Genomic DNA, 26,132 nt, shown 5'->3' with positions numbered 1-26,132 from the left:
AAAGTTGTTATTTTCGATAATTCATTAGAATTTATATCCTAAACCTACCATAAACAGGTTAGGTCTGTTGTCATACCTGATTTCAGAACCGGAAACTTTATTGATGAAATTTCTTTCGTCTTTACTGAAAGCTCCTTCATATCTTGCATTTACAATAAGCTTTTTAATTTCAAGCTGCGCACCAAACTGGTATCCTACTGTAAAGTCATTTTTAGCATTTTCTTTGAAATCATTGTAAGTATTGTCTTTGTTTAAGTTAAAACTTCCAACGGGTCCTACAAAAACTCCCAGCATATTCCCCAAAAGATTATATCCTAAAAGAACGGGAACATCAATACGGTTGCTTTTTACATCAAAAGTAGTGTTCTCTGTAGTAAACTCATTTTTGAAGTGAGTATAATAGATTTCGGGCATCACGAACAATGAAGTAGGAAGTCCTACTTTTAATGAAAGTCCTACGTTAAAACCTACATTGTTTTTACCTGTTCCATCAATGGCATCATTCACTGTTCCTTTGATATTGGACCATGAAGGAGAGCCTGTTGGAAAAATTAAGTTAGCCTTACCTGCCAGTGAAATCTGTGCAGAAGCCAACATTGAAAACCCTAATAACGCTATACTAAGTACCTTTTTCATTATCGTCTATTTTTGTATTTGTAGTTTCAATCGTTTTATTATTCTCAAGTAAATATTCTCTCAGCTCTTTAAATAGTTCTGAAGAATAAACGAAATCAATCAGATTTTTATTGCCTGCAGTAATCAGAATGTCTTTGTTACCTTCCCATTCTTTAATTCCCAGTCTTAGGTATACAATTTTCTCGCCAATCGTCATTACAGAGTTCATATCATGGGTATTGATGATGGTTGTAGTATTGTATTCTTTTGTGATTTCATAAAGAAGATCGTCAATGATCTTTGAGGTATACGGATCGAGTCCGGAATTGGGCTCATCACAGAACAGGTATTTGGGATTATTTACAATAGCTCTGGCAATAGCCACCCTTTTTTGCATTCCCCCTGAAATCTCAGACGGATATTTTCTTTCCGCTTTGTCAAGATGCACTCGTCCTATTACTTCAAAAACTCTTTTCTTTTTTTCTCTGTAGGTAAGATTGGTAAACATATCCAGAGGAAACATAATATTTTCTTCCACAGTTAAGGAATCAAATAAGGCACTTCCCTGGAATACGGTTCCGATTTCTGAACGAAGATGCTGTTTCTCATCTCTCGTCATGGTATTGATATCCTTACCATCAAAAAGGATTTCTCCTGAGGAAGGCATATAAACATTCAATAAACTCTTTAAAAAAACAGTTTTTCCGGAACCACTCTGCCCAATGATTAAGTTTACTTTTCCTTTATCAAATGAAGTTGAGATTCCCTTCAATACTTCAACATCATCAAAACTTTTCTTAAGATCTTTTACCTCAATCATCAGCTTAATATTAATTGGGTTAAAATTAGTTCAGAAATGATAATGAATACCATTGTCCATACCACGGCCTGCGTACTTGCTCTACCAACTTCCAGCGATCCTCCTTTTACATTGTATCCGAAATAAGAAGGAACTGTTGCAATGATAAAGGCGAAAACGATTGTTTTGGTAAATGCATAGTAAATAAATAAATTCGGCATATACATTTGAATACCAACGATATAATCGTTTTCTGTCCAGTTTCCTGTTAAAATCCCGGCAATATATCCACCACCAATACCAAATACGATACTGATAGCAATAAGAAGGGGATTAAACAGCATACAGGCGATAATTTTAGGAAATATCAGAAAATTGGGTGAGTTTACTCCCATGATATCCAATGCATCAATCTGTTCGGAAACTCTCATAGTTCCAATACTTGAAGCAATATAAGAACCTACTTTACCCGCCAGAATAAGACTGATAATGGTGGGTGCAAATTCCAGAACCAAAACCGCTTTCGTAGCATATCCTACAAATGAAGGCGGAATAGGAAAAGAAGAAGCATCAAAGTTGTTGAACATCTGAATAGCCACTACAGCTCCAACAAATATGGATGTGAAGATGACAAGTCCGAAAGAATTTACTCCCAAATCATTAATTTCTCTCATGAACAGCTTCCAGAAAACCCTCATTTTCTGAGGTTTCTGCAGGGATTTTCCCAAGAGGATAATGTATTCCCCTACTGCTGTGAAAAACTTTTTTAACATACTGCTAAATTAGACTTTTTTATTTAATTGGGCTACAGTCAAGAATAAGACTAAAGCCTGGTTTTGTGTTAAAATTATTTCAATATAAACCTTATTCGGTTTATTATTTTGCATTTTTATCTCCTCCTATCACCAATAAAACGGTTTTCAAAATAATAACCAGATCGAGTACAAAACTCCAGTTTCTTACATAGAAAGCATCGGCCAGAACTCTTTTTTTCATCTCTACTTCCACGTCTCCGAAGTCACCACGCAATCCATTCACCTGTGCTAATCCCGTAATACCCGGATTGACCATGCTTCTTAAACTGTATCTTCCGATTTTGGGTTTATAATAATTGTCAACAGCCAGCATATGGGGACGCGGACCTACCACAGACATTTCACCCTTCAATACATTAATGAATTGGGGAAGCTCATCAAGACTGGTTTTTCTTAAAAATCTACCCACTTTGGTAATCCTGGAGTCGTTTACTGAGGTGGTTTTAGTTGTAGATTCATCATTAACAACCATGGTACGGAATTTAAAACAATGAAAGACTTCTTCATGGAAACCATATCTTTTCTGAAGGAAAAAAACCGGACCTTTGGAAGTAGTTTTGATTAAAATGGCAATGATTGGAAATACCCATGAGCAAATTAAAACCAATATAATGACAGAAAAGAAAATGTCAAACGTTCTTTTCATCAGGAAATTAGAATAATAATCCAAAGGATATCTAGCCTGATTCAGTACTGGCTGAGTTTGTATATATCCAAGATCATACAAGAAAAAATCACTTTGTGTGATACTTGGAATAAGTGAAATATGAATCTTATTATCTTCTGCCAGTTTGAAAAGTTCATTCTGAATCCATTCATCATAAGAGTTTTCCAGAGATAAAAACAGGGTATGAATCCCGTTCTTTTTCCAGAAAGCAACCAGTTCATTAATATTGATATCAGAATTTTCGTATTCAAATATCCTGTATCCGTAATCTTTACGTTCTGTGAAGATATTCTTAAGGATCTCTGTAGAATGATTATCTCCCAAAAACATTACATTTCTGTAGTTGGCTCCAAGGGATCGTAAGTATTTGATGGCGAAATAGACCAGCGATTTTGCCAGGAAAATAGAAATAAAAAGATAAAGGGAAAGCCAGTAAATATCCGAATTAAAAAATACATTATAACTTACCTTTCCTATAAGCAGTACGCCAAGTATAAAAAAGAGGAAATGGATTAAAAGGCGTTCAAGAAACAAGGTATAAGTAAGGTTCCTCGGAATATTGTATATTTTTGTCCTACCACTCAGGAGCACCCAGAACAAAAACAACAGAATCAGAGAAAAACTATTCTGATACCAGGTTTCTTTATTGTATTTTAAACTTTCGTTTCTGCTTATAAAAAAGAATATGAAGATAGATGCAATAACCATGAGGTCAAGCAACATAATGATTGATTTCAGGTATCTAGAGTATCGAATTCTCTGCATCTATCAGTATTATAGCGGATAAGCCCGGCTAATTTACACTTTTTTACGGTATATTCAGATATTTGTGCGTCTGAACAGAAGCCTGCCATTCCGGATTTTCCAGGATAAAATCTGTGATCTTAGGATACATATCATCTCTCTTGCTCCATTCACTCTGAAGATAAAGCTTACAGTTTTCAGAAACTTTTGAAGCCTGTTCCTGAGCAAACGTAAAGTCGTGCTGATTGAAAATGATTACTTTAAGCTCATTGGCCTTTTGATAAATCTCTTCTTTAGGCAATCCTGTTTTCTTTGGCGAAAGGGTGATCCAGTCCAGCTGTCCGCTCATAGGATAGGCTCCCGAAGTTTCGATATGTACTGTACATCCCAGTTCTTTCAATCTGGAAGTCAATATATCCAAGTTCCACATTAGAGGTTCACCACCCGTAAGAACAATTGTTTTACAATGTTTTGCAGCTGTTTCTGCAATTTCTACTGTATTCATCAGAGGATGGAGTTCCGGATCCCAGCTTTCTTTTACATCACACCAGTGACATCCTACATCACAACCTCCAAGTCTGATAAAATAGGCTGCTTTTCCGGTGTGTGCTCCTTCTCCCTGTAAAGTGTAAAAATGCTCCATTACAGGGAGCATTTTACCTTCTTTTAATAAAATATCTTCTTCTTTATTCATTTTAAAATTAGTCGTTATAGACCGAAGTTTTGTAGGCAATGATGGTGTTTTTCATCAACATTGCTCTTGTCATAGGGCCTACTCCTCCAGGTACCGGTGTAATCCAGCTTGCTTTTGCAGCACAGCTGTCAAAATCTACGTCACCTGCAAGGTAATATCCTTTTGGAGAATCATTATCTACTCTTGTAATACCCACGTCAACAATTACAGCTCCTTCTTTGATCATATCTCCTTTCAGGAAATGCGGATCTCCCAAAGCAGTAATAACGATGTCTGCCTTTCTTGTATATTCTTCAATGTCTTTTGTATAGGAGTGTGTAAGGGTAACGGTAGAGTTTCCTGGGAAATCTTTTCTTCCCATAAGGATACTCATTGGCCTTCCTACAATTTTACTTCTTCCGATAATTACACAGTCTTTTCCTTTGGTTTCAATATTGTATCTTTCCAATAATGTTAAAATACCAAAAGGAGTTGCCGGTAAGAAAGTATCCATTTCAAGAGCCATTTTTCCAAAGTTTTCAGGGTGGAAACCATCCACGTCTTTTCTAGGATCAATCGCATTGATAATCTTCTCCTGATCAATCTGATCCGGTAAAGGCAGCTGAACGATAAATCCGTCTACTGCTTTAGATTTATTAAGCTCATCAATTTTTTCCAATAATTCAGATTCAGAAACTGTGCTTGGAAATTTGATTAAGCTGGATTGAAACCCTACTTCCTCACAATCTTTCACTTTAGAGTTTACATAGGCCTTGCTTGCTCCGTTATTTCCTACAAGAATAGCCACCAAATGTGGAGCTCTTCTTTTGCTAGCGAGAATCTTTTCTACTTCAACCTTGATCTCTGCTTTAATTTCCTTGGATACTTTAAGTCCGTCAAGAATTTCTGCCATTTTTACTTTTTTACTTTATAGATTTACTTTTACTTTCTTTTTACTTACTACTTGTTTTCCTTATAGTAATTGATCAATCCGTTGGTAGAACTGTCATGAGAGCTTATTGCTTCATTGTTCTCAAGCTCCGGAAGGATTTTATTGGCTAATACTTTTCCTAATTCCACTCCAAACTGGTCAAAGCTGAAAATATTCCAGATCACACCCTGAACAAAAATTTTGTGTTCATACAGAGCAATCAACTGACCTAGTGAAAAAGGAGTTAATTCGTTGAATAGTATCGAGTTAGTTGGAGTGTTTCCATGGAAGACTTTGAAATTGATCAGTCTGTCTATTTCTTCATCAGATTTGCCTGCATTTCTCAATTCTTCTTCTACTTCTTCTTCCAGTTTTCCGAAGGCAAGTGCTTCAGTCTGAGCGAAAAAGTTCGCTAATAATTTATCCTGATGATCCGAAACTTTGTTTGGGCTTTTTGCATACGCAATAAAGTCTGCCGGAATTAATTCTGTTCCCTGGTGGATTAACTGATAAAATGCGTGCTGGCCATTTGTGCCTGGCTCTCCCCAGATGATAGGTCCGGTTTCATATTCTACAAATTCACCGTTTCTGTCTACGCATTTTCCGTTACTTTCCATATCTCCCTGTTGAAGATAAGCCGCAAATCTGTCCAGATATTGAGAATAAGGTAAGATTGCATAAGTAGTTGCTGCATAGAAGTTACGGTACCAGATTCCCAAAAGTCCCATTAATACAGGAATATTTTCAGAGAATTCGGCAGTCTGGAAGTGTTGGTCTGTGTCAAAAGCACCTCTTAAAAGCTGCTCAAAGTTTTCATATCCTACAGAAAGTACAATACTTAGTCCGATAGCACTCCAAAGAGAATATCTTCCACCTACCCAGTCCCAGAATTCAAAAATATTTTCTTCTGCGATTCCGAACTTCTTAACTTCTTCAATATTAGTGGATAAAGCAACGAAATGTTTTGCTACATCTTCCTGTTTTCCAGCTTTCAGGAACCAGTCTTTTGCTGAATTGGCATTCGTCATTGTTTCCTGAGTCGTAAAAGTTTTGGAAGCAATGATGAATAAAGTGGTTTCAGGATTTAAGCTTTTTACCACTTCTGCGATATGATTTCCGTCTACATTGGAAACAAAATGAACGTTGAGTCTTGTTTTAAAATGCTTTAAAGCCGAACAAACCATAACAGGTCCCAAGTCTGATCCTCCAATTCCGATGTTTACGACATCTGTGATCTCTTTACCACTGAATCCTTTATGCTCTCCTGAAATGATTTTCTCAGAAAAAGACTTCATGTGCTCAAGAACTCTTTTGATTTGTGGTTTGATATTTTCCCCGTCCACAATAATTTCACGGTCTGAGAAATCTCTTAATGCCGTGTGCAGCACGGCTCTTCCTTCTGTTTCATTGATTTTATCTCCGGAGAACATTTTAGAAATAGCATCTTTTAGCTGGCTTTCTTCCGCCAATTGCAATAAAAGCTCCTTTGTTCTTGAATCAATTAAGTTTTTAGAATAATCAAAAAGATAGTTGTCCTTTTGCAGGGAAAATTCATTAAAACGGTTCGGATTATATTGGAAAAGAGTTCTAAGATCAAAGTCATTTCCACCGAAGTGTTCATCAAGTGCTTTCCAGCTGTTAGTTTGTGTTGGATTTATTTTTGATAGCATATTACAGAATTTTTATCGTTCAGAAAATCATGTATTGGATGGAAATAGCTCATAATCCATAATGATTTATTTCTGATCTGCAAATTTACGGAAAAATAAAACCTCAGATAAATTTGAAGATGATAAATAACGATTTTTTAAAAAACAAAACCTCAGAAAGGCTCTGAGGTTGTATAAAAAGTGTTTTATGATAGATGTTTTAAATGTTATTCATCCATTTCGTTCAGGATATTTTCCAATTGTTTGGCGCTAGGTCCGTAAAAATATTTTGTCCATAAAATAATACTTGCTACAACAGAAAGAACGCCTATCAATACTAATAAAATAAGGGATATTTGATGTTGATGGCTAATATCCGCCAACGATTCACCTTTTTTCTCCAGAAGATTATATGCCACTAAACCTAATGTTATTATAAAATGGGGAAGTAACAAGAATCCAAACGACTGGTATCTTTCCATATTTAATTTGAGTTCGTGGTAGATCTTCCAAAGACTATTTCTTGTGTTTCCGGTATAAAGTTCCGCTTGTTTGTAAAATTGGTAAAATCCGAATAAATAATAACAGGATACTACCACCAATAAAGCATAAGATATATAATAAATGGTATACTGTGAAGGCGGAAATTGGAATAGCATCGGAAAGAAACCAATAAGGATGATGGAAATAACCTGTGCAGGAAATTCCTTTTTCATACTCTTTTGAATCTTTTCTATAGGATGTTTACTTTCCTTTAATTGTTCTATGGTATCAGGAATATGGACATCACTGTCTTCTTTATTCCATTGTTCTTTTAATTGATCAAAATTCATAACCTGATTTTTTTATGATGTGTTGTATTTTTTCTTTTGTTCTGTTGAGTTTTACGCGGGCATTGCCTTCACTAAGTCCTAAATTATTTCCTATTTCCTTGTGTGACATCCCTTCCATGAAATAAAATATGACTGCTTTTTCTAAGGAGTTCAGCTCCTGAACAGCATTGTAGAAAATTTCCAGCTGCCTGTCCTTTGTAGGATTGTAATCCTCCTGCTGTACTTCAAAATGAGCAGGAGCATCTGTATGATTGTTGGATCTTTTCTTTTCTTTTTTTAAATAGGTAATTGCAGTATTGATGGCAACCCGATACATCCAGGTAGAAAACTCACTGTTACCCTTAAAATTCTGATAGGATTTCCAAAGCTGGATAAGAATCTCCTGCTGAAGGTCTTCGCGGTCTTCTACAGAATCTGCATAGATCCGTGAAGCTTTGTATAAAATACCCTTGTGCTGGTTAACGAGCTTTAAAAAAGCAGTTTCAGTTGGATTACTCACAATAGTTTCATGGTTTGGTTAGTGTTATAAGCTCGATACAGGTTTTACCGTGTAGCCTTTTGCCTGTAGAAGAGGAATAATTCCGTTTTCACCCATAAGATGAGAGCCTCCAATGGCAAAGAAAGAACTTTCTTTTTTCATCATGTCCGGCATTACTTTTACCCAGTTTTGATTTCTGTTGGTCAACATAGCCTTTTCCTGTTGAGCATTCATGAATCTTTCATCCTTAAAAAGACTGTATAGAGATTGTACATTTTCATTTTTAAAAGCTTCAATCATCTGTCTGAACAATATTTGATATTCTTTGTCCATTTTAAGCTGAGAGATTGTGCTTTTCAGATCATACGCTTCATTGATTGATTTCATTTGATCTTCCACTTTTTCAAGTCCTTTGATGCTTTTTTTATCTTTCATTGCTTTTTGAAGAAGTTCCATTTCGTAAAGTTTTACTTCGGTCTGAGGGCAGGGAATCGCTTTGGTAGAAAGCAGTGCATACAGAGCCTGAGGACTTGAAGAATCTATACTTTTCAGATCTGTTCCATAATTAGCGAGAACAGTATTCAGTTCTTTAGCTTCTTCGGGAGAAAGCTGATCCGATATTTTTTTATCTGCTTTAAACATTTTCTGTAATGACATCATTTCAGCGGGATCCGTATAATTGATTTCCATAACAAAGTTGTCAGATTTCTCAAGCGCTTTTAATACCTTAGGTTTGATCTCAAAATCTTTACTGCATAAGATATGAAAAGTTCCGCTAATGTAAGATGGCTTGGAAAGACCGTTTCCGGAAACCTCCCAAAGAAGACTGTTTTCTTTGTTCGTATTGTTGCTTTGCGCTTTTGCAGTTATTGTGCTTATTGATAATAATGCTGCGAATCCAAGTTTTATTAAATTTTTCATTGTATTAATTTTTTTGATTTTCTGTTCTTTTAAAGAGTAGGTAAAGCAGGCATTACAATCGTTACACTTTTTTATTAAAAAAAATAAAAACCTCTCAAAAAGGAGAGGTTGTAAAATCTAAAATTATGATGATAACCAATTGGTTAGGAGTGTTTTTTATCCCTGAATTTTGGACTGTTCAGATTTTAAAGTTTTTCTTTTTCTTACAAAATAAATGATGGCTGCTGCAATTAACAGAATAGGCCAGACATTGATAAGACCAACTATGATTCTCTGAATCAGGTAGAATCCGTAAACAAAGCCATCTTTAGCATCGTAAATGAAATTGTATTTATATTGATTATCGATGTTTGTGGTATTGGTAACAGCAATTTCAGCGATACGTAATTGAGGTTCTTTGATGTAGATATCAATAGTACTGTATTTCAAATCATCTGTCATATTCATACTTGACAGTTTTTGAAGGTTTCCTTCAGACATATTCTCGTCATCAAGCTTTACCTTGTCCTTATTTGTTTTCAGTTTGTTAATGTTCTCAGAAGTTTTTTGATTTCTTTTTCCTTCCAGTTCAGAATATTTGATATTCGCAGTCACGTCTTCCGCATTGATAGATCTTGAATTCAAAAATAATTTGTTTGTATTGATTGCCGTCAGCAGTTCACCAAGCTTTTCCGTAGGAATACGTACCTGCATTCTATTCTCTGTCTGATATTTTTTGACCAGCATAGCTTCTTCACTAGATGTGTTGTAAGTGTTTTCAGAAACTACGTTACTTTGAAGATTGCTATTGGTGACAAAACCTCCAAGTTCCTGTACAGATTTTTCAATGGCAATAGTGGTATTGTACACATCTTTTACCTCCATATTGACATCTGCAGTCTTGATAAACTGTTTGTCTTTTACTTTCATACTGGCTACAGAGGAGATGCTATCCGAAACAACAACAGCAGCTGAGTCTGTAGTAGCATAAGCTTCAAGATCCGTTGAGGCAACTTCACCTTTTTTACATGAATAAATTCCTAATAAAAGAGCAGCAGCCAGAGATAGTTTAATGTAAGTAGTTTTCATAACGTTAATTTTTATTGTTTTCCTGAGATCAAAGTTCAGTCAGGATCTTTTGTAACGCTTGAAAATCAAAAGTAAAAAGCTTGTAAACAAAATTTTCAGTTGTAATGAATTGAAATTTAGTATTTTGTAAAATAGACTTGGTTTCTAGTCATTGCTTTCGGAGCAATTTTTGCTTATCTTTTACAAACCAAAACTACAATCTATCATTATGTCGAATACTTTTTCCAAAATCAGAAACGCAATAGAATTATTTACCTCCATAGATTTCGATCAGTTGAGTGCCATTTCTAAAAAGGTAGATCTGCCCAAACTGATGCAGAATTTCTCAAAACTGGATGATAAACAGCTTTCCGGGCTTATGAAAATGCTTGATCCGGAAAAGAAAAAAAAAGAACTTCCTCCCATAGATGGAGACTTTTATGATATTTACCATACGCTTACTCCTGAACAGCGTGAAATTCAGCTTAAAGTGAGAGCATTCATGGAAAAAGAAGTAAAACCTTTGGTAAACCATTACTGGCTCAGAGATGAATTTCCTTTCGAATTGATTCCTAAATTTCAAAAACTTGATATTTGCGGCGTTACCTATGAAGGTTATGGCTGTCCGGGAATGCCTTTTCTGATGGAAGGAGTTATTGCGATGGAAATGGCAAGAGTAGATGCTTCCATTGCAACATTTTTCGGAGTACAGTCTGGATTGGCGATGGGTTCTATTTATATCTGCGGATCTGAAGAACAGAAACAAAAATGGCTTCCGCAGATGCAGAAGTTTGAAAAAATAGGCGCTTTCGGGCTTACGGAACCGGAAGTAGGTTCAGGCGCTGCAGGAGGACTTACAGTGACCTGTAAAAAAACACCGGAAGGCTGGGTTCTTAACGGCCAGAAAAAATGGATTGGAAATGCCACATTCGCGGATCTGATCATAATCTGGGCAAGAGATCTGGACAGCGGAGAAGTGAAAGGATTTATTGTAGAAAAAGATAATCCGGGATACGCTGTAGAAAAAATCAAGGGGAAAATGGCTTTAAGGATTGTCCAAAACGGATTAATTACTTTAAAAGACTGTCTGGTAACCGAGGAAAACCGTCTGCAGAATGCCAATTCCTTTAAAGATACCGGAAAAGTCCTGAGAATGACCAGAGCAGGAGTAGCATGGATGGCTACAGGTTGTGCGCGTGGTGCCTACGAAAGTGCTTTGGATTATACCCGAAAAAGAGAACAGTTTGGAAGACCTATTGCCTCATTTCAAATGATACAGGGACATTTGGTAGAAATGCTGTCTAACCTTACTGCCATGCAGACTATGGTTTTCAGACTGTCCGAAATGCAGGATGAAGGAATTTTAAAAGATGAACATGCTTCGCTTGCAAAAGTTTTCTGCACACTCAGAACAAGAGATATTGTTTCCAGAGCAAGGGAAGTGATGGGAGGAAACGGAATTCTGCTGGAATATGATGTTGCAAGATTTGTTGCCGATGCAGAGGCTATTTATTCTTATGAAGGGACAAAAGAAATTAATTCGCTCATCGTAGGAAGATCGATTACAGGTTTCAGTGCTTTTGTATAGGGAGCAGGTGGCAGATAATAGGTTACAGGTAGTGAAAAGCAACAATAGGCTTCATCTGAAGTTTACTGGTGCTGCAACCTGCAACCTATTACCTACAATCTATTGTCTTCTGCACCTTACGAAACTAAATGGTCGTATTTTTCCTTATTATCAATAATCATCCAAAGGTTAATCAGAAACATAATTCCAGCAATGCTCATTCCCATGGGAGATTTATCCATCGTGAAAACATGGGTAACAATTCCTACCATGACAGGCAGAATAACAATGGCACCTAATGCTCTTGTTTTTGGGAAAATAAATAATAATCCGCCAATGATTTCCACGATACCTACCAAAGGCATCAGCCAGCTGATTTCGCTAAAAGCAGCGAAGAGTTTCATTTGCTCAGGAGTGGGTTTCTCCATGGGCATATAATTAAAAAACTTGTTAAGCCCGGCATTAATAAACATAAGCCCGAAAAGCAAACATAAAATGAATTTTATTACTTTCATGATTGATGATTTTATATCAAATGTAAAATAAAAATAGGATATATTGTATTTTATTCAACATAAAATATGAAATCAATCATTAATGTGTGTTGGTGGTTGTTTTTGTGTAATTTCCCTCTCCATTATCCACGGTCAATCCATTTCCTTCAGCGTAATATTTTTGGAAATCTTATAACTTTTCTTCTTTTTATGAGGTTTTGGCTCTTCTCCGAGCAATCTTCCCCAAGGTTTGAGATCATCCACTCTTTCACAGATAATCTTAATAATAGCAATGGCCGGAATACACAAGAACATTCCCGCAATTCCCCAAAGATGTTCCCCTAAAAGGATTCCAATAAAAGAAAATAACGCATTGATTTTTACTTTAGAACCCACAACAAATGGAAGAACAATATTACCATCTACAGCATGAATTGCAATATATCCTAAAGCAACATAAATGCATGTTGAAGGAGTAGAAGTGGCAAATGCTATAAAACAGGAAATTAAAAGTGAGATAAAGATTCCCAGATACGGAATAACGTTTAGTAATCCTGTCAGAACTCCTAAAAGAATCGCATATTTCACTCCCAGAATTGTAAGGAGGGTGGAAGTAAGAACAGATACGATAATTACCTGAAGAAAGAGTCCGAAGATATATTTCTTGGTCATGATTCGAATCTCATTTACTGCTTCCTGTACACTCGCTTTATGTCTTTCGTTAAAAACAGTAACGATGAAATTATTTAAAAGCCTTCTGTAATTTAAAATAAAGATAAAAAACAAGGTGAAGAATATAATGAAGCCGAATCCTGTTGAAAAAATCCCAAATGTAAAACCTAAAATGACTCCCGAAGAAGACAGTAGTTTAGTTAATCCCTGGTTAATGTAATCCACCTGTTCATCCACTTTCACATTAAATGTTTTCGAAACCCAATGTTGAAGGCTGTTAAAAACAGTAGTAAACTGTTCCTTGAGGTGTGGAAGATCCTTACTGAAATCAGAAAGCTGATTGGTAAAGAAATAAATAATACCACTTAGAATCATCAGCATAATAAACACTGAGGTCATGGTAGACATTGATCTTGGAAATCTTAACTTTCTTTCCATAAAAGTTGCTGCTGGCAAAAACAGCATAGCCATAAGGAATGCCAGAAAAAACGGAGCTAAAATACTCTGTCCTAACGCCAGAAGATAGCCAAGTCCAATGATGGAAACCACCACGAGCGTAAGCTTGACAAGGAAAGGAAGTCTAAGAAAATTCATAATCTAAAAATATGCAGTGTGGAATAAAAATAAGAAAACCCGTGTGAATTGAAAAATTTTTTATTCAATCCTTCAGGATTTTCTTGTATTGTAGCAAATTTTATTCCACCGAATAAGGAGAATTGTACTTTTGGCTCTAAAAACAGAAACACGCCCTGAATATCAGAACGTGTTTCCTTATTGAGAAGTTAATATGTTATAAGTTGTTTTATTCTTCAATGGCAATGTCAATGACTTCTTCCATTCTGTTGACGTAGTGTACCCTCAGGTTTTTCAGATAATCTTTTTTGATCTCTTCTACATCTTTTCTGTTGGCTTCACAAAGAATAACATCTTTGATACCGGCTCTTGTTGCAGCCAGCAGCTTTTCTTTGATTCCTCCTACAGGAAGTACTTTCCCTCTTAATGTAATTTCTCCCGTCATGGCAAGGTGTGGTTTTACCTTTTTGTTTTTGAATGAAGAAACCATAGAAGTCAGCATGGCAATACCTGCAGATGGTCCATCTTTCGGGGTCGCTCCTTCAGGAACGTGCACGTGGATATTTTTCTTTTCAATGTCTTCCTGAGGAATTCCCAGCTCATCATGCTTAGCTTTAATATATTCCAAAGCAATAGTGGCCGATTCTTTCATCACCGTTCCCAGGTTTCCTGTCATCGTTAAGGCTCCTTTACCATTGCTTAAAATACTTTCAATATAAAGAATATCTCCGCCTACACTTGTCCATGCAAGCCCAGTCACTACACCGGGAACTCCTGTGATTTCAGATAAACTTTTCGGTCTTGGAACGCCAAGGATTTCATCTACTTTTTCCAATGAAATTTTTGGATCATATTCTTTTACCAGTGCTGTCTGAAGCGCTACCCATCTTCCAACGGCCGCAATTCTTTTTTCCAGCGTTCTTACTCCACTTTCTGAAGTATGTGCTTCAATAATATGTTTAAGCTCTGCATTTCCGAGTTTAAATGATTTTGCATCCAGACCATTTTCCTCCTGTTGCTTCTTGATTAAATGTCTTTTAGCGATTTCAATCTTTTCTTCCAAAGTATAACCGGCAATCTGAATAATTTCCGTTCTGTCTAGAAGAGGAGTTTGTATCGTTGAAAGTGAGTTAGCCGTAGCAATGAACATTACTTTAGATAAATCATAACCCATTTCCAGGAAGTTATCATAGAAAGATTTATTCTGCTCAGGATCAAGAACTTCCAAGAGTGCTGAGCTTGGATCCCCATGAAGACCCTGTCCGATTTTATCAATTTCATCAAGAACAATCACCGGGTTTGAAGTACCGGATTTCTTGATAGACTGCAAAATTCTTCCCGCCATAGCCCCGATATAGGTTTTTCTATGTCCGCGGATTTCACTCTCATCATGAAGCCCTCCTAAAGATAATCTTACATACTTTCTTCCTAAAGCATCTGCAATGGATTTTCCTAAAGACGTTTTACCTACTCCGGGAGGCCCTACCAATAATAGAATTGGAGATTTCATGTTGTTTTTTAATTTTAAAACAGCCATGTGCTCCAGAATTCTCTTTTTAATATCTTCCAATCCGAAGTGAGCTTTATCAAGCACTTTTTCAGCCTTAGCAATATCAAAAACATCTTTTGTGTATGTTTCCCAAGGAAGATCCGTAAAGAAGTCCAGGTAATTTCTCTGTACATTATAGTCCGGAGAATTAGGATTCTGACGCTGTAGTCTGCCGATTTCTTTCTGGAAATGTTCCTCTACTTCCTTACTCCATTTTTTGGTTTTTGCCTTGGCTATCAGGTCCTCAACATCGCTTTCAGGTCCGCCTCCCAATTCTTCCTGGATGGTTCTGATCTGCTGATTCAGAAAATATTCTCTCTGTTGCTTATCAAGATCCTTTGAGGTTTTCTGATGAATCTGATTTCTCAGTTCCAACTTTCTGAAATCCTCATGCATCATTTCATAACACTGATTGGCTCTGGTCATCAAACTTTTCTCTTCAAGAAGCTTTTGCTTTGCTATGGAAGAAAAATTAGCATTGGTACAGATGAAATTCAGAAGATCATCATTATTATTAATATTTTTGATGGCAAAGTTCGCGGCATTGGGAATATTGGGATCCAGTTCAATAATCTTTAATGCAAGATCCTTGATGTTCTCCAGCAATGCTTCGTACTCTTCCTGATCTTTAGGTCGGGTATCTTTTAATTTTGATATTTCTGCTTTGAAGTAAGGTTGGTTATCAATGATCTTTTTAATCTTAAACCTGTGGAATCCTTTGGTAATAGCCGTAATATTGCCTTCCGGCAGCTTAATGATCTTAATGATCTTAGCCAGCGTACCTGTAGAATAAATATCTTTTTCGGAAGGTTGTTCCAGATCCGAATTTTTCTGGCTTACAATTCCAATAAAATCCCCGTTCTTCTGTGCTTCCTCAAGAAGCTGTATTGAGGTTTTTCTTCCTGCAGTAATAGGAATTACCACGTTAGGGAACATAACCATATTTCTTACCGGAAGTATAGGGAATATTTTCTGTTCGGAATTTTTATCAGTCTCTGCGAAGTCGGAAAGATTGATTTCTTCAGCTACGATATCAAATCCGTCACTGATCATTTCTTCTAAACTAATATCTTCAAATTCTGTCATAGTCAATCGAATGACAAATTGTCATTTTCGTTTTTTATCGTTATAAGGATTTTTTATAATATACTCTGAAAACGTGTGGCATATTATAATATTCTAAAGATGCACAATACTTATGCCATTTGTTTTTTACTTAAAAATACGGTCAAAATTTCCTTTTTTAGTTAATCTTTGCATTAAAAATCAAAATAAAGCAGTTCTGTTTCTGTAATTTCTTAAAAATGTGTATTTTCGCAAACTGATAAAAAACTATAATTTATAAAATGGCAATTTTAGGACAGATTAGGAGTAAGCCTTGGCTTTTAATGGGAGTAATAGCCTTAGCGCTTTTGGCGTTCTTGGTGAACCCGGATAGTATCGACAAGGTTTTTGGTAAGAATCCTGACGTTTTAGGAAAAGTAAACGGTGAGAAAATCACCCGCGAAGAGTTCAATGATCAGCTTTTCGTGTTGCAGCAGCAGGCTGAACAGCAAGGTCGTCCGAAAAACGGTCTTGAAGAGCAGGCTTGGCAGTTACTTGTACAATCTAAACTTATCAAACAACAGTTTGAAAAATTGGGCTTTGAAATGACTGATGATTATTTCTGGAATCAAATCCAGTACGATCAGATGTTTGCCCAGAATCAACAGTTTTTTGATGAGAAAGGTAATTTTAAAACTCAAGAGCTTAAAAAAGAAATTGAAACATTACAAAACACCAATCCTCAAGGATATACTCAATGGTTGAAAACAAGAAAGACAATCGAGTACAGACTTATGGCAAGACAGGTGTTTACTAATCTTTCAGCAGGTATTACTACAGGTAAGAAAGAAGCTGAAGAATTGATGAAGCAGAGAGATCAGCTTGCAGATATCGACTTTGTGAAAGTAGATTATGCAGCGTATCTTCAAAAAACAAAGATCAATGTTTCCACACAAGATCTTGCTGATTACATCAAGCAGCACCCTGTAATGTTCAAAGCAGAGCCAAGCAGAAATATCGGTATTGTATTTTTCCCATCTAAACCTAGTGCAGCAGATGATGCCGCAGTTCTGAAAGAAATTACCAAATTATATTCAGGAGGTACAGATGCAAGTGGAGGAACTGAAAACTTCCAAAATACTAAAAACGATTCTATGTTTGTGGCGGCAAACTCTGATGCACCATTCAATCCTCAGTATTTGAATCCTGCTCAATTGCCTCCAACAATCAAAGATCAGATCACGGCGGCGGCAGTTGGTCAGACTTTTGGCCCTTATAAAGAACAAGATGTATATGTAGTCTCTAAATTGGTTGGTAAAAGACCTTCAGATTCTACTTTATCAAGACATATCCTTATTGCATTCAAAGGAAGTCCTGCAGGTGAAGGAGTAACAAGAACCAAAGAACAGGCTAAGAAATTGGCAGACTCTATTGGTGCTATTGTAAAAGCGACTCCTGCTAAATTTACAGAATTCCTTAAGCTTTCAAGCGATCCGAATTCTGCAGCACAAGGCGGAAGCTTAGGGTGGACAACTCCGGAAACACCTTTCGTTCCTGAATTCCTTGCTTATCTTGCAAGCAATCCTAAAGGAGCTACAGGTGTAGTAGAAACACAGTTCGGTTATCATATCATCAATATTGAAGATAAGAAATCAGGATCAATGGGGTATAAAGTTGCTAACCTTGTGAAAGCAATCAAACCTTCAGATGCTACTGAAGCTGAAACAGACAAAAACTCAAGAAAATTTATTCAGCAGGTTCAAGGGAAATCTTTCAACGATTTTGTGAACATTGCTAAGAAAGGAAACTATCAGTTCTCCAATCCAAAAGCAGCAAAAAGATTTGAAGGTCAGCTTCAGGGCTTAGGTACTGAAAAAGATGCTGATATCCTTACTTGGGCTTTCGATAAGAAAAGAACAAAAGGAGATACTGAATTATTTACAGTAGACGGAACAGGAGATAAAATTGTAGTATATCTGAACGGAAAACAGGATGCAGGTCTTGCTGATCCGGAATCGGTAAGAGACCAGATTGAAGTTCTTGTTAAAAATAAATTGGCAGCAAAACAAATCTCTGATAAAATTGCAGCAGCAAAAGCTTCTAGTTTAGATCAGATTGCTAAATTGTTTGCCGCTCCAAAACAATCCGCTCAGGTGAATTTACTGAACCCTTCTGTAGCTGGTGCTATGGAACCTAAAGTAGCTGGTGCAGCATTCGGTGTTGCAAAAGGTAAACTTTCTAACCCGGTTGAAGGAGGAACAGGAGTTTATGTTTTGGTTAAGAAATCAGAAACAGTAAACAAACAGCCTGGAGATCTTAAGCAGTTTACAGAATCTCTTACTCAGAGAAATGCAGGAATGTTCGGACAGGCTTGGATGAAGAGTCTTCAGGACAATGCAGATATCGAGGATTACAGAATTGAGATCTGGAATAAGCTGGGAAATCAGCAACAATAAGAAATTCATTTCTATAAATATTAAAAGCGACAAATTTTTTTGTCGCTTTTTTTGTATTTAACGCAGAACAATAAAGGAAAAGATTTATTTAAAATGTATTATATTTGCTTATTAGAAAAAAATTAGCAAGTGAAGTTCAGTAAAGAATTAAAAGCTGGTGTGATTGCACTTCTAGCTATTGTAGGCTTTGTGGTGTTGTTTCAGTTTATGAAAGGGAAAAGCCTTTTTACTACCGACAATATATTTTACGCAAAATATGATAATGTAGAAGGTCTGGCACAGTCTTCGGCAGTCTCTATTAATGGTCTGAAAGTAGGACAGGTAGATAAGATTATTCCTATAACTGCAAAAGATGGAAAAATTAATTTTGTCGTAAAAATTACAGTTGATAACAAATTCGAGTTTTCAAAAAATTCATCATTGGAGATTTTTGAACCAGGATTAATGTCTGGTAAAGAAATGAGAGTAAACCTTATGTATGGAGGCCCTACTGCAAAGGACGGTGATACCCTGAAAGGAGCTTTCAAACTTGGAACATTGGGAAGTCTTTCTTCTCAGGTAGGTCCGGTAAAAGATCAATTACAGGTAGTACTACACAGGGTTGACTCTTTAATGGCCAATGCAAACCAGGTTTTTGACGCTCAGAACAGAGCTGAAATAAAAGCTTTACTATCCAATCTTAATAAAACAGTAGGCGCGTTGCAAACTACGGCAGGGAGTGTAAACAACCTGGTAGGACACAATGATCCTAAATTACAGAAAGTATTGGATGATGCAAGCCTTACCATGCAAAGTGGAAAAGTTACTCTGGATAAATATGGTAACCTGGCTCAGAGTATTGATACGAAACAATTGAATGCAACGATTGCCAATTTAGATGCTACTGTAGGAAAATTGAATCAGGTGATTGGTGGTATTGATAAAGGCGAAGGTAGTTTAGGTAAACTGATGAAGGATGATCAGCTTTATAACAACCTGAATTCGGCTTCTACTAACTTGAATTCATTGATCGAAGATATGAAAGCGAATCCGAAGAGATACATCAACTTCTCGGTTTTCGGTAAAAATAACAAAGACTAATACGCCTTATGCAGTACATTGATAACATTATTTTCCTGATTTTATTAGTGGCAGGATTTGGGCTGTTTGCCAAAAGCCTGCAGAAGATCTATAGAAATATCAGATTGGGTCACGAAATCAATAGAAACGACAGAAAAGGAGAACGTTGGGAAACTATGGCTCGTGTGGCTATGGGACAAAGTAAAATGACGGCACGTCCTGTAGCTGGAGTTTTGCACCTTTTTGTATATGTAGGTTTTGTGATTATTAATATCGAATTAATAGAAATCGTTGTTGATGGAATATTTGGAACACACCGTTTTTTGTCAAGCATTTTCGGACATACATTTTATAATTTCTTCACTTCAACATTAGAAGTTTTAGCACTTTTGGTGGTAATTGGTGTTGTCGTTTTCTTTATTCGTAGAAATTTTTACGGAGTGAAAAGATTGACAATGAAAGAACTTTTTGGATGGCCGAAAAATGATGCCAACTGGATTTTGATTATTGAATTTGCCCTAATGATGGCTTTCTTTATGATGAATGCATCAGATTTTATTTTGCAATCAAGAGGTGTTTTGCCAGAACATGGAAGTTTCCCAATCAGTGAGATGACATTGGTTCCGTTTTTAGAAATTTTCAGCTTTGATAATGGATTTTTGATGTTCACCGAAAAAGGTGCCTGGTGGTTTCACTTTGTAGGAATTCTTTTCTTCATGAACTACCTTTACTATTCAAAACACTTGCATATTATCCTTGCATTTCCAAGCACATGGTATGCAAATCTTGATAAAAAAGGAAAATTCAACAATCTTGAATCTGTTACAAAAGAGATCAAATTAATGATGGATCCTAACGCAGATCCTTATGCTGCTCCGGCTGAAGGAGCAGAAACAGATGTACCTTCTAAATTCGGTGCTGAAGATATCTTCGACCTGAACCAGGTACAGTTGCTGAACGCCTATTCTTGTACAGAATGCGGACGTTGTACTTCTGTTTGTCCTGCTAATATTACCGGAAAAAAACTTTCTCCAAGATTAATCCTTATGAAAACAAGAGATCGTTTGGAAGAAGTAGGAAGAAATATCGATCAAAACGGAAAATTTGTTGATGACGGTAAAAAACTGTTGAACGACTATATCACAAAAGAAGAACTTTGGGCTTGTACCACGTGTAACGCATGTACAGAAGCCTGTCCGGTATTGCTTGACCCGCTTTCCATTATTTTTGAAATGAGAAGATTCCTGGTGATGGAACAATCTGCTGCTCCACAGGAACTGAATCTGATGATGACCAATGTGGAAAATAACGCTGCTCCTTGGCAGTATAACCAGGCTGACCGTCTGAACTGGGCAACAGAAAACTAGATAATTAATCAATTTGAATATTTGAAATTGATACCAGTCTAGATCATTTTCAAATCTCCAAATTCTCACATTTTCAAACTGAAAAAGAAATGGATTTCAATATAAAAACAATGGCAGAATATGCTGCCGAAGGAAAAGCCCCGGAAGTTTTATTTTGGGTGGGATGTGCGGGAAGTTTTGATGACCGTGCTAAAAAAATTACAAAAGCATTTTGCAAGATATTAAATAAAATAGGTGTTGAATTTGCAGTTCTGGGACAGGAAGAAAGCTGTACCGGGGATCCTGCAAAAAGAGCCGGAAATGAATTTGTTTTCCAGATGATGGCTCTTACCAATATCGAAGTATTGAATGCTTACGAAGTAAAGAAAATTGTAACGGCTTGTCCTCACTGTTTCAATACTTTGAAAAATGAATATCCAAGCTTAGGTGGACACTTTGACGTGGTACACCATACTCAGTTCCTTAAAACATTAATGGAAGAAGGAAGGCTGAAAATTGAAGGAGGTGCATTCAAAGGGAAAAAAATTACTTTCCATGATCCATGTTACTTGGGACGTGCCAATGACGAATATGAAGCGCCAAGAATGCTTCTTGAGAAACTGGATGCAGAACTTGTAGAGATGAAACGTTGTAAAACCAACGGACTTTGTTGTGGAGCAGGAGGTGCACAGATGTTTAAAGAGCCTGAAAAAGGAAATAAAGACATCAATATTGAAAGAACAGAAGAAGCTCTATCTTTTGAACCTAAGGTAATTGCTACAGGATGTCCTTTCTGTAATACCATGATGACAGATGGGGTAAAACACTTTAACAAAAATACTGAAGTAGCCGTAAAAGATATTGTTGAACTTCTTGCTGAAGCAGAAGACTTATAATCTTATAAAAGGTTATGAAGGTGAAATGGAGACTCTCCTTTTTATTGATCATTTCAATACTTGCTCTTCTTACATTCTGGAATTATCAAAACAGAGTATATGATTGGGATATGCCGGGCTACATGGGAAGTATGTATACATCTGAGTTCCCGGACTCACCGGATAAAGTTCGAATCATTACCTATCAGGAAATAAAAAAAGAGGCTCCTGCAGAACATTATACAGACATCATTGGAATAAAGCAATGGGATATTCCAAGGCAGTATTTCGTAAAAAATACACAATCTTTTACAGAACAATTACCCTATTTTCAGATTAAAGTAGGGTATATTCTTGTTATCACTCTCTTTTATAAGCTTGGGCTTTCATCTCCAATGGCAGTCCTGTTTACCAGCCTTATTTCGTACTTTTTTTCAGGGGTATTATTATTTTATATTCTAAAACTGCTGTTTCCGAAGAAATATTGGCTTGCGGTAATATTAACGGTTGCTTCCATGCTATTACCACCCATGACCTATATGTCCAGAGTTTCTACACCTGATATGTTTATTTTTCAGTTTATGCTGATCTTTATTATTGGTTTGCTCAAAAAATGGAGCAAATGGGCCATGTTTGTGCTTCTTTTTGGGATTACTTTTATACGGCCGGATTATATCACATTCACTCTCACTTATATTATCGCTGTTTTCTTTTTCCAGTATTTTCAGGAAAAGAAAATTGATGTTTCCTTTATCGCACAGGGAACAGTTCTTCTGATCATGTACCTGATCATTATTAAGTTTTATCATTATCCTGGATGGAAAGATCTCTTCTATGATACCTTTATCGATAGAAGACCTATTATCTCAACACATCCTATTGATGTTAGTTTAAAAGACTATCTGAGTATTATTTACATTAAAATTATCTACTTTAAAAAGGTAACGCTATCCGTAGCCATTATGATTGGAGTTATATTTTGGCGCTCCAAAGATGTTTGGGTAAGAATGATCTCAGTTCTTTTTCTGATCAATGTGTATATCAAATTCTTTTTCTTTCCGCAGTCAGCAGCGTTAAGGTTTTTCTTTCCGTTTATTTTTCCGCTTTTCATGATGATGCTTTATGTACTGAGCAAAAAATACAATGATCTTAAACTGGAGAAAATTGCGTAATTTTGTCTTTTAGAAGATAGGGATTTACCATCACTGTTCAATTCATATTCTGTTCAATAACCGGAATTGATGATACGTGTTCAGGTTCCTGAAAAATAAATATTTACATTATGAAAATCGAAGAATCTAATATTGTAGAAACCAACGACTACAGAGTTATTATATACCCGGCTTCAAGACCTTTTGAAACCAAAGAAGCAAAAGCTATCACTGAAAAACTTTTTGATTTCCTTGCCACATGGGCTGCTCATGGAAAACCGCTTTCTTCTTCATTTAAAATTGAAAAGAATCAGTTTATCATAGTATGTGTAGATGAAGAAAAAGAAATGGCTTCAGGATGCAGTATTGATGCTTTAGGGAAGATCATGAGAGAAATTGATGAAGAGTATCAACTAGGTCTTTTTGACAGAATGAAAGCAAGCTTTGTTGAAAATGGGGAAGTGAAAACTTTAAAATTAATAGATTTCAAAACGAAGCTGAGAGCTGGAGAATTTTCAGAAGATATACAGGTTTTTGACTTCTCAAAAAATACCTATCTGGACTTTTTGAGTCACTTCCTGCTTCCTTTGGAGAAGAGCTGGGCGGCTTCTATAAAATAATCGCTGTTATCCTGATACAGTAGAATAATCATAAAGTGGAAAATATATTTCCACTTTTTTGTTTTAATGTATATTTGTATAGATTCGAGTAGAGACTAATGCCTAAAGTACTTTTTTTAACGACTTCCCACAGCTATAATGATGACCGGATTTTTTATCATCAGGCCAAAGCTCTTAGAGATAATGGGTATGAAGTAAAAATATGCAGTTTACAGGCAGAGTATAAAGGTTTTATAGATGGAATTGAGATAGAATCTTATGCAGTCCTGGAGGAAAGTATAGATCGTAAAATGGAGACTTTCCGGAAAGTCTGTAATGATTTTCAACCCCAATGTATCATCTGCTCTGAACCTCTGGCTATTGTAGCAGTAAGGAACTTTGTAAAAGAAAACAAGATAAGCTGTATCTATGATGTTACAGAATGGTATCCTTCCCTGTCTATGCTTCAAAAGTACCGGTTTCCGGCTAAAATTTTTCAAACGGTAAAATTTTCTCTTATCCAGTTGTATGCTGGTTTTTTAAGCACTCATTTCATTTTTGGAGAAACAACCAAAAAGTTTCCGCTGGCTTATTTTTTTGGATTCAAAAAACAAATGATTCTTCCCTACTATCCGGATTCTATTTATATTCAGGAAAGCATAAAACAGCTGGATACAGATACGATTACGCTCTGCTATACAGGTCAGATTTCTAAAGATAAGGGTATTGAAAATTTTTTCAGTACAATAGATAAGCTTCGTCAGAAAATGCCCACGCTTCATATCAGGATTCTGATTATCGGATCAACGGTAGATGGAGATGATGAACTTTATTTTTCAACATTACTGAAGCAATATTCTTTTGATCATATAGAGATACGAAAACCAACAGCTTTTGAAAGGTTTACAGAATCATTGGCAGAAGCAGATATATGCTTTGATCTTCGGGAAATTAATTTTGAAAACAATCATTCTCTGCCCATAAAACTGTTTTATTTTATGGGATCAGGAAAGCCGGTGATTTATTCAGATTTAAAAGGAATCCGGAAGCATCTGGAGACACTTTCGTTTGGCAGTCTCGTAGATCCTCATCATGCCGAAGCTATTTCGGAGATTATCATCAATTATATCAGGAATCCTGAGTCATATCATGCACATGCTCTCAATGCCAGGAAAGAATTTAAAGAACAATATAATTGGGGTAGAATAAAAGGTTCCTTCGTTGATTTTGTGAATAGATCTATTGATAAATAATCACCATGCAGCTTACTATCATTAAAACATTTGTCTCCCGTTTTCTTATTCTGATCCTGAGTTTCGGATTGGTGATCTATTCTACGAATATGTGGGGTAGTGAAGGAAAGGGAACCATTTCTATTGTGGTTGCCAATGCTGCTGCTGTGAGCTTTTTCAGCAGTATCTTTTCGGGGAGCAGTGCTTCTTATTTTGCTTCAAGATTTAAAATAGAAAAAGTCTTATTGTATGCTTATCTGTGGTCTCTTCTCACAGGACTTCTGATCCCGTTTTTATTCAGTCTGGCTTCTATTCAGAGTGAATATCTTTTTTATCTTATCGGAATCTCTGTTTTTTCTTCCCTTTTGTCTACTAATATCAGTTTGTTTATTGGAAAACAGGATATTAGAAAGTTTAACGTGTATACCGTTTTACAGCAGCTTGTACATATTATCTTTATCGGAATACTTGTTTACGTGATTGGGAAAAAAGACGTTTCAGTCTATTTTCTTGCACAGATTGGGTGTCTTGCTCTTCTTTTCCTGACCAGCTTTTTTCAGATCATCAGAAAATGTAATATTTCCGAAATATCATTCTGTAAAGAGGTTGCCAGAAATATGTTTGAATATGGCTGGAAAACCCAGCTGAGTGCTTTCGTTCAGTTTCTTAATTACAGACTTTCATTTTATTTCCTGGAATACTTTGAAGGCATCGCCAGCGTAGGGATTTTTTCCATTGGGGTCACTTTTTCAGAAGCCATATGGACGATTACCCGTAGTATCGCTGTTGTTTTATACTCTGATGTCGTGAATAGTAAAAGTAAGGAAGAATCCATAGGGAAAACCAAAGAGTCTTTAAAGCTGACATTTATTTTAATGATAGGCTTTGTACTGGGAATTATTATTATCCCTTCCCAGGTTTATGAGATGATTTTTGGGAAAGAATTCAGAGAAACCAAAGAAATTATGCTCCTCTTATCACCGGGAATTTTTGCCATAGCCGTAAGTGATATGGTTGGGCATTACTTTTCAGGAATGAGAGAACTTAGAATTCTCAATGTTAAATCAATTCTCGGATTGGTCGTTACAGTGGTCTTTTCTTTCATTGCAATACCCAGATGGGGAATTTTAGGAGCATGTATTGCCACTACTTCATCTTATTTGGTTTCAGCTTTTCTGTTGTTCCGAAAATTTTATAGTTCCACCTCATTGAGTTGGAAAGATTATATGGTTTCCAAAGAAGAAATACAGCTTTTAAAACAAAAATTATTGAAGAAATAATTACTCATTACACGAACGGTAAATAAAGTCATTTCCCTATTTTTACAAAACTATTAAGTCTTT

The 26,132-nt window shown here is 36.1% G+C and carries 23 protein-coding genes; 9 read left to right on the top strand and 14 right to left on the bottom strand.

Annotation, left to right across the window (positions count from 1 at the left end):
• Window positions 1–24: 24 nt before the first annotated feature.
• From ACWPWS_RS20410 to ACWPWS_RS20360, 11 genes are all read right to left on the bottom strand, one after another.
• Window positions 25–636, bottom strand: a complete 612-nt coding sequence (locus ACWPWS_RS20410; RefSeq protein ID WP_454047729.1) for an outer membrane beta-barrel protein — start codon at window positions 634–636, stop codon at window positions 25–27.
• On the bottom strand, window positions 620–1,435 hold the full coding sequence (locus ACWPWS_RS20405) for an ABC transporter ATP-binding protein (RefSeq protein WP_047428831.1): 816 nt from the start codon (window positions 1,433–1,435) through the stop codon (window positions 620–622). Before ACWPWS_RS20405 ends, ACWPWS_RS20410 begins: the two co-directional genes overlap by 17 nt.
• Window positions 1,435–2,187, bottom strand: coding sequence for an MlaE family ABC transporter permease (locus tag ACWPWS_RS20400; RefSeq protein ID WP_209786693.1), 753 nt, complete (start codon window positions 2,185–2,187; stop codon window positions 1,435–1,437). The genes ACWPWS_RS20405 and ACWPWS_RS20400 overlap by 1 nt, the downstream gene beginning before the upstream one ends.
• Window positions 2,188–2,290: 103 nt before the next feature.
• Window positions 2,291–3,661, bottom strand: a complete 1,371-nt coding sequence (locus tag ACWPWS_RS20395) for an exopolysaccharide biosynthesis polyprenyl glycosylphosphotransferase (RefSeq protein ID WP_209786694.1) — start codon at window positions 3,659–3,661, stop codon at window positions 2,291–2,293.
• A 43-nt stretch (window positions 3,662–3,704) separates the two neighbouring features.
• Entirely contained in the window at window positions 3,705–4,334 is a 630-nt protein-coding gene (locus tag ACWPWS_RS20390; protein WP_454047728.1) for a 7-carboxy-7-deazaguanine synthase QueE, read from the bottom strand.
• A gap of 7 nt (window positions 4,335–4,341) precedes the next feature.
• A complete protein-coding gene (locus tag ACWPWS_RS20385; protein ID WP_034692667.1) occupies window positions 4,342–5,226 on the bottom strand; it encodes a bifunctional 5,10-methylenetetrahydrofolate dehydrogenase/5,10-methenyltetrahydrofolate cyclohydrolase in 885 nt (294 codons plus the stop codon).
• 47 nt (window positions 5,227–5,273) lie between these two features.
• Entirely contained in the window at window positions 5,274–6,914 is a 1,641-nt protein-coding gene (pgi, locus tag ACWPWS_RS20380; protein ID WP_454047727.1) for a glucose-6-phosphate isomerase, read from the bottom strand.
• Between the two features lie 206 nt (window positions 6,915–7,120).
• Complete coding sequence (locus tag ACWPWS_RS20375; protein WP_209786697.1) at window positions 7,121–7,726, bottom strand: hypothetical protein; 606 nt, start codon at window positions 7,724–7,726, stop codon at window positions 7,121–7,123.
• Window positions 7,716–8,225, bottom strand: a complete 510-nt coding sequence (locus ACWPWS_RS20370; protein ID WP_209786698.1) for an RNA polymerase sigma factor — start codon at window positions 8,223–8,225, stop codon at window positions 7,716–7,718. Before ACWPWS_RS20370 ends, ACWPWS_RS20375 begins: the two co-directional genes overlap by 11 nt.
• Before the next feature lie 24 nt (window positions 8,226–8,249).
• Complete coding sequence (locus ACWPWS_RS20365) at window positions 8,250–9,125, bottom strand: TraB/GumN family protein (RefSeq protein ID WP_454047726.1); 876 nt, start codon at window positions 9,123–9,125, stop codon at window positions 8,250–8,252.
• Window positions 9,126–9,281: 156 nt separating this feature from the next.
• Complete coding sequence (locus ACWPWS_RS20360; RefSeq protein ID WP_454047725.1) at window positions 9,282–10,193, bottom strand: DUF4349 domain-containing protein; 912 nt, start codon at window positions 10,191–10,193, stop codon at window positions 9,282–9,284.
• 208 nt (window positions 10,194–10,401) lie between these two features.
• On the opposite strand from ACWPWS_RS20360, the gene ACWPWS_RS20355 reads away from it, so the two are divergent.
• Window positions 10,402–11,760, top strand: coding sequence for an acyl-CoA dehydrogenase family protein (locus ACWPWS_RS20355; RefSeq protein WP_209786701.1), 1,359 nt, complete (start codon window positions 10,402–10,404; stop codon window positions 11,758–11,760).
• A gap of 116 nt (window positions 11,761–11,876) precedes the next feature.
• Here ACWPWS_RS20355 and ACWPWS_RS20350 read toward each other — a convergent pair whose 3' ends face one another.
• From ACWPWS_RS20350 to lon, 3 genes are all read right to left on the bottom strand, one after another.
• Window positions 11,877–12,254 carry a DoxX family protein gene (locus ACWPWS_RS20350; protein WP_454047724.1) on the bottom strand — a complete coding sequence of 126 codons (378 nt, stop codon included), beginning with the start codon at window positions 12,252–12,254 and terminating at the stop codon, window positions 11,877–11,879.
• A 132-nt stretch (window positions 12,255–12,386) separates the two neighbouring features.
• On the bottom strand, window positions 12,387–13,499 hold the full coding sequence (locus tag ACWPWS_RS20345) for an AI-2E family transporter (RefSeq protein WP_034692644.1): 1,113 nt from the start codon (window positions 13,497–13,499) through the stop codon (window positions 12,387–12,389).
• A gap of 208 nt (window positions 13,500–13,707) precedes the next feature.
• Window positions 13,708–16,113: an endopeptidase La gene (gene lon / locus ACWPWS_RS20340; RefSeq protein WP_209786703.1), complete on the bottom strand. Its 2,406-nt coding sequence runs from the start codon at window positions 16,111–16,113 to the stop codon at window positions 13,708–13,710.
• 260 nt (window positions 16,114–16,373) lie between these two features.
• On the opposite strand from lon, the gene ACWPWS_RS20335 reads away from it, so the two are divergent.
• From ACWPWS_RS20335 to ACWPWS_RS20300, 8 genes are all read left to right on the top strand, one after another.
• On the top strand, window positions 16,374–18,527 hold the full coding sequence (locus tag ACWPWS_RS20335; protein ID WP_454047723.1) for a SurA N-terminal domain-containing protein: 2,154 nt from the start codon (window positions 16,374–16,376) through the stop codon (window positions 18,525–18,527).
• A 129-nt stretch (window positions 18,528–18,656) separates the two neighbouring features.
• On the top strand, window positions 18,657–19,607 hold the full coding sequence (locus ACWPWS_RS20330) for an MlaD family protein (protein ID WP_454047722.1): 951 nt from the start codon (window positions 18,657–18,659) through the stop codon (window positions 19,605–19,607).
• A gap of 8 nt (window positions 19,608–19,615) precedes the next feature.
• Window positions 19,616–20,953 (top strand): 4Fe-4S dicluster domain-containing protein, encoded by a 1,338-nt coding sequence (locus ACWPWS_RS20325; RefSeq protein WP_454047721.1) that lies wholly within the window; start codon window positions 19,616–19,618, stop codon window positions 20,951–20,953.
• An 89-nt stretch (window positions 20,954–21,042) separates the two neighbouring features.
• Complete coding sequence (locus ACWPWS_RS20320) at window positions 21,043–21,828, top strand: (Fe-S)-binding protein (protein ID WP_047377320.1); 786 nt, start codon at window positions 21,043–21,045, stop codon at window positions 21,826–21,828.
• Between the two features lie 14 nt (window positions 21,829–21,842).
• Window positions 21,843–22,979 (top strand): hypothetical protein, encoded by a 1,137-nt coding sequence (locus tag ACWPWS_RS20315; protein ID WP_454047720.1) that lies wholly within the window; start codon window positions 21,843–21,845, stop codon window positions 22,977–22,979.
• Between the two features lie 110 nt (window positions 22,980–23,089).
• Window positions 23,090–23,578, top strand: coding sequence for a hypothetical protein (locus ACWPWS_RS20310; protein ID WP_454047719.1), 489 nt, complete (start codon window positions 23,090–23,092; stop codon window positions 23,576–23,578).
• A gap of 98 nt (window positions 23,579–23,676) precedes the next feature.
• A complete protein-coding gene (locus ACWPWS_RS20305; RefSeq protein WP_454047718.1) occupies window positions 23,677–24,810 on the top strand; it encodes a glycosyltransferase in 1,134 nt (377 codons plus the stop codon).
• Between the two features lie 5 nt (window positions 24,811–24,815).
• Window positions 24,816–26,069, top strand: a complete 1,254-nt coding sequence (locus ACWPWS_RS20300) for a lipopolysaccharide biosynthesis protein (RefSeq protein ID WP_454047717.1) — start codon at window positions 24,816–24,818, stop codon at window positions 26,067–26,069.
• Window positions 26,070–26,132 lie beyond the last annotated feature (63 nt).

Source organism: Chryseobacterium sp. Marseille-Q8038, assembly GCF_965111995.1.
Note: the sequence above shows the minus strand (reverse complement) of the source record. Positions and strands in the feature narration are given on the sequence as shown.

What these genes read in the sequence shown, in the direction of transcription:
- ACWPWS_RS20410 (WP_454047729.1), bottom strand. Translation starts at nt 636, where the DNA reads ATGAAAAAGGTACTTAGTATAGCGTTATTAGGGTTTTCAATGTTGGCT.
- ACWPWS_RS20405 (WP_047428831.1), bottom strand. Translation starts at nt 1,435, where the DNA reads ATGATTGAGGTAAAAGATCTTAAGAAAAGTTTTGATGATGTTGAAGTA.
- ACWPWS_RS20400 (WP_209786693.1), bottom strand. Translation starts at nt 2,187, where the DNA reads ATGTTAAAAAAGTTTTTCACAGCAGTAGGGGAATACATTATCCTCTTG.
- ACWPWS_RS20395 (WP_209786694.1), bottom strand. Translation starts at nt 3,661, where the DNA reads ATGCAGAGAATTCGATACTCTAGATACCTGAAATCAATCATTATGTTG.
- ACWPWS_RS20390 (WP_454047728.1), bottom strand. Translation starts at nt 4,334, where the DNA reads ATGAATAAAGAAGAAGATATTTTATTAAAAGAAGGTAAAATGCTCCCT.
- ACWPWS_RS20385 (WP_034692667.1), bottom strand. Translation starts at nt 5,226, where the DNA reads ATGGCAGAAATTCTTGACGGACTTAAAGTATCCAAGGAAATTAAAGCA.
- pgi (WP_454047727.1), bottom strand. Translation starts at nt 6,914, where the DNA reads ATGCTATCAAAAATAAATCCAACACAAACTAACAGCTGGAAAGCACTT.
- ACWPWS_RS20375 (WP_209786697.1), bottom strand. Translation starts at nt 7,726, where the DNA reads ATGAATTTTGATCAATTAAAAGAACAATGGAATAAAGAAGACAGTGAT.
- ACWPWS_RS20365 (WP_454047726.1), bottom strand. Translation starts at nt 9,125, where the DNA reads ATGAAAAATTTAATAAAACTTGGATTCGCAGCATTATTATCAATAAGC.
- ACWPWS_RS20360 (WP_454047725.1), bottom strand. Translation starts at nt 10,193, where the DNA reads ATGAAAACTACTTACATTAAACTATCTCTGGCTGCTGCTCTTTTATTA.
- ACWPWS_RS20355 (WP_209786701.1), top strand. Translation starts at nt 10,402, where the DNA reads ATGTCGAATACTTTTTCCAAAATCAGAAACGCAATAGAATTATTTACC.
- ACWPWS_RS20350 (WP_454047724.1), bottom strand. Translation starts at nt 12,254, where the DNA reads ATGAAAGTAATAAAATTCATTTTATGTTTGCTTTTCGGGCTTATGTTT.
- ACWPWS_RS20345 (WP_034692644.1), bottom strand. Translation starts at nt 13,499, where the DNA reads ATGAATTTTCTTAGACTTCCTTTCCTTGTCAAGCTTACGCTCGTGGTG.
- lon (WP_209786703.1), bottom strand. Translation starts at nt 16,113, where the DNA reads ATGACAGAATTTGAAGATATTAGTTTAGAAGAAATGATCAGTGACGGA.
- ACWPWS_RS20335 (WP_454047723.1), top strand. Translation starts at nt 16,374, where the DNA reads ATGGCAATTTTAGGACAGATTAGGAGTAAGCCTTGGCTTTTAATGGGA.
- ACWPWS_RS20325 (WP_454047721.1), top strand. Translation starts at nt 19,616, where the DNA reads ATGCAGTACATTGATAACATTATTTTCCTGATTTTATTAGTGGCAGGA.
- ACWPWS_RS20320 (WP_047377320.1), top strand. Translation starts at nt 21,043, where the DNA reads ATGGATTTCAATATAAAAACAATGGCAGAATATGCTGCCGAAGGAAAA.
- ACWPWS_RS20315 (WP_454047720.1), top strand. Translation starts at nt 21,843, where the DNA reads ATGAAGGTGAAATGGAGACTCTCCTTTTTATTGATCATTTCAATACTT.
- ACWPWS_RS20310 (WP_454047719.1), top strand. Translation starts at nt 23,090, where the DNA reads ATGAAAATCGAAGAATCTAATATTGTAGAAACCAACGACTACAGAGTT.
- ACWPWS_RS20305 (WP_454047718.1), top strand. Translation starts at nt 23,677, where the DNA reads ATGCCTAAAGTACTTTTTTTAACGACTTCCCACAGCTATAATGATGAC.
- ACWPWS_RS20300 (WP_454047717.1), top strand. Translation starts at nt 24,816, where the DNA reads ATGCAGCTTACTATCATTAAAACATTTGTCTCCCGTTTTCTTATTCTG.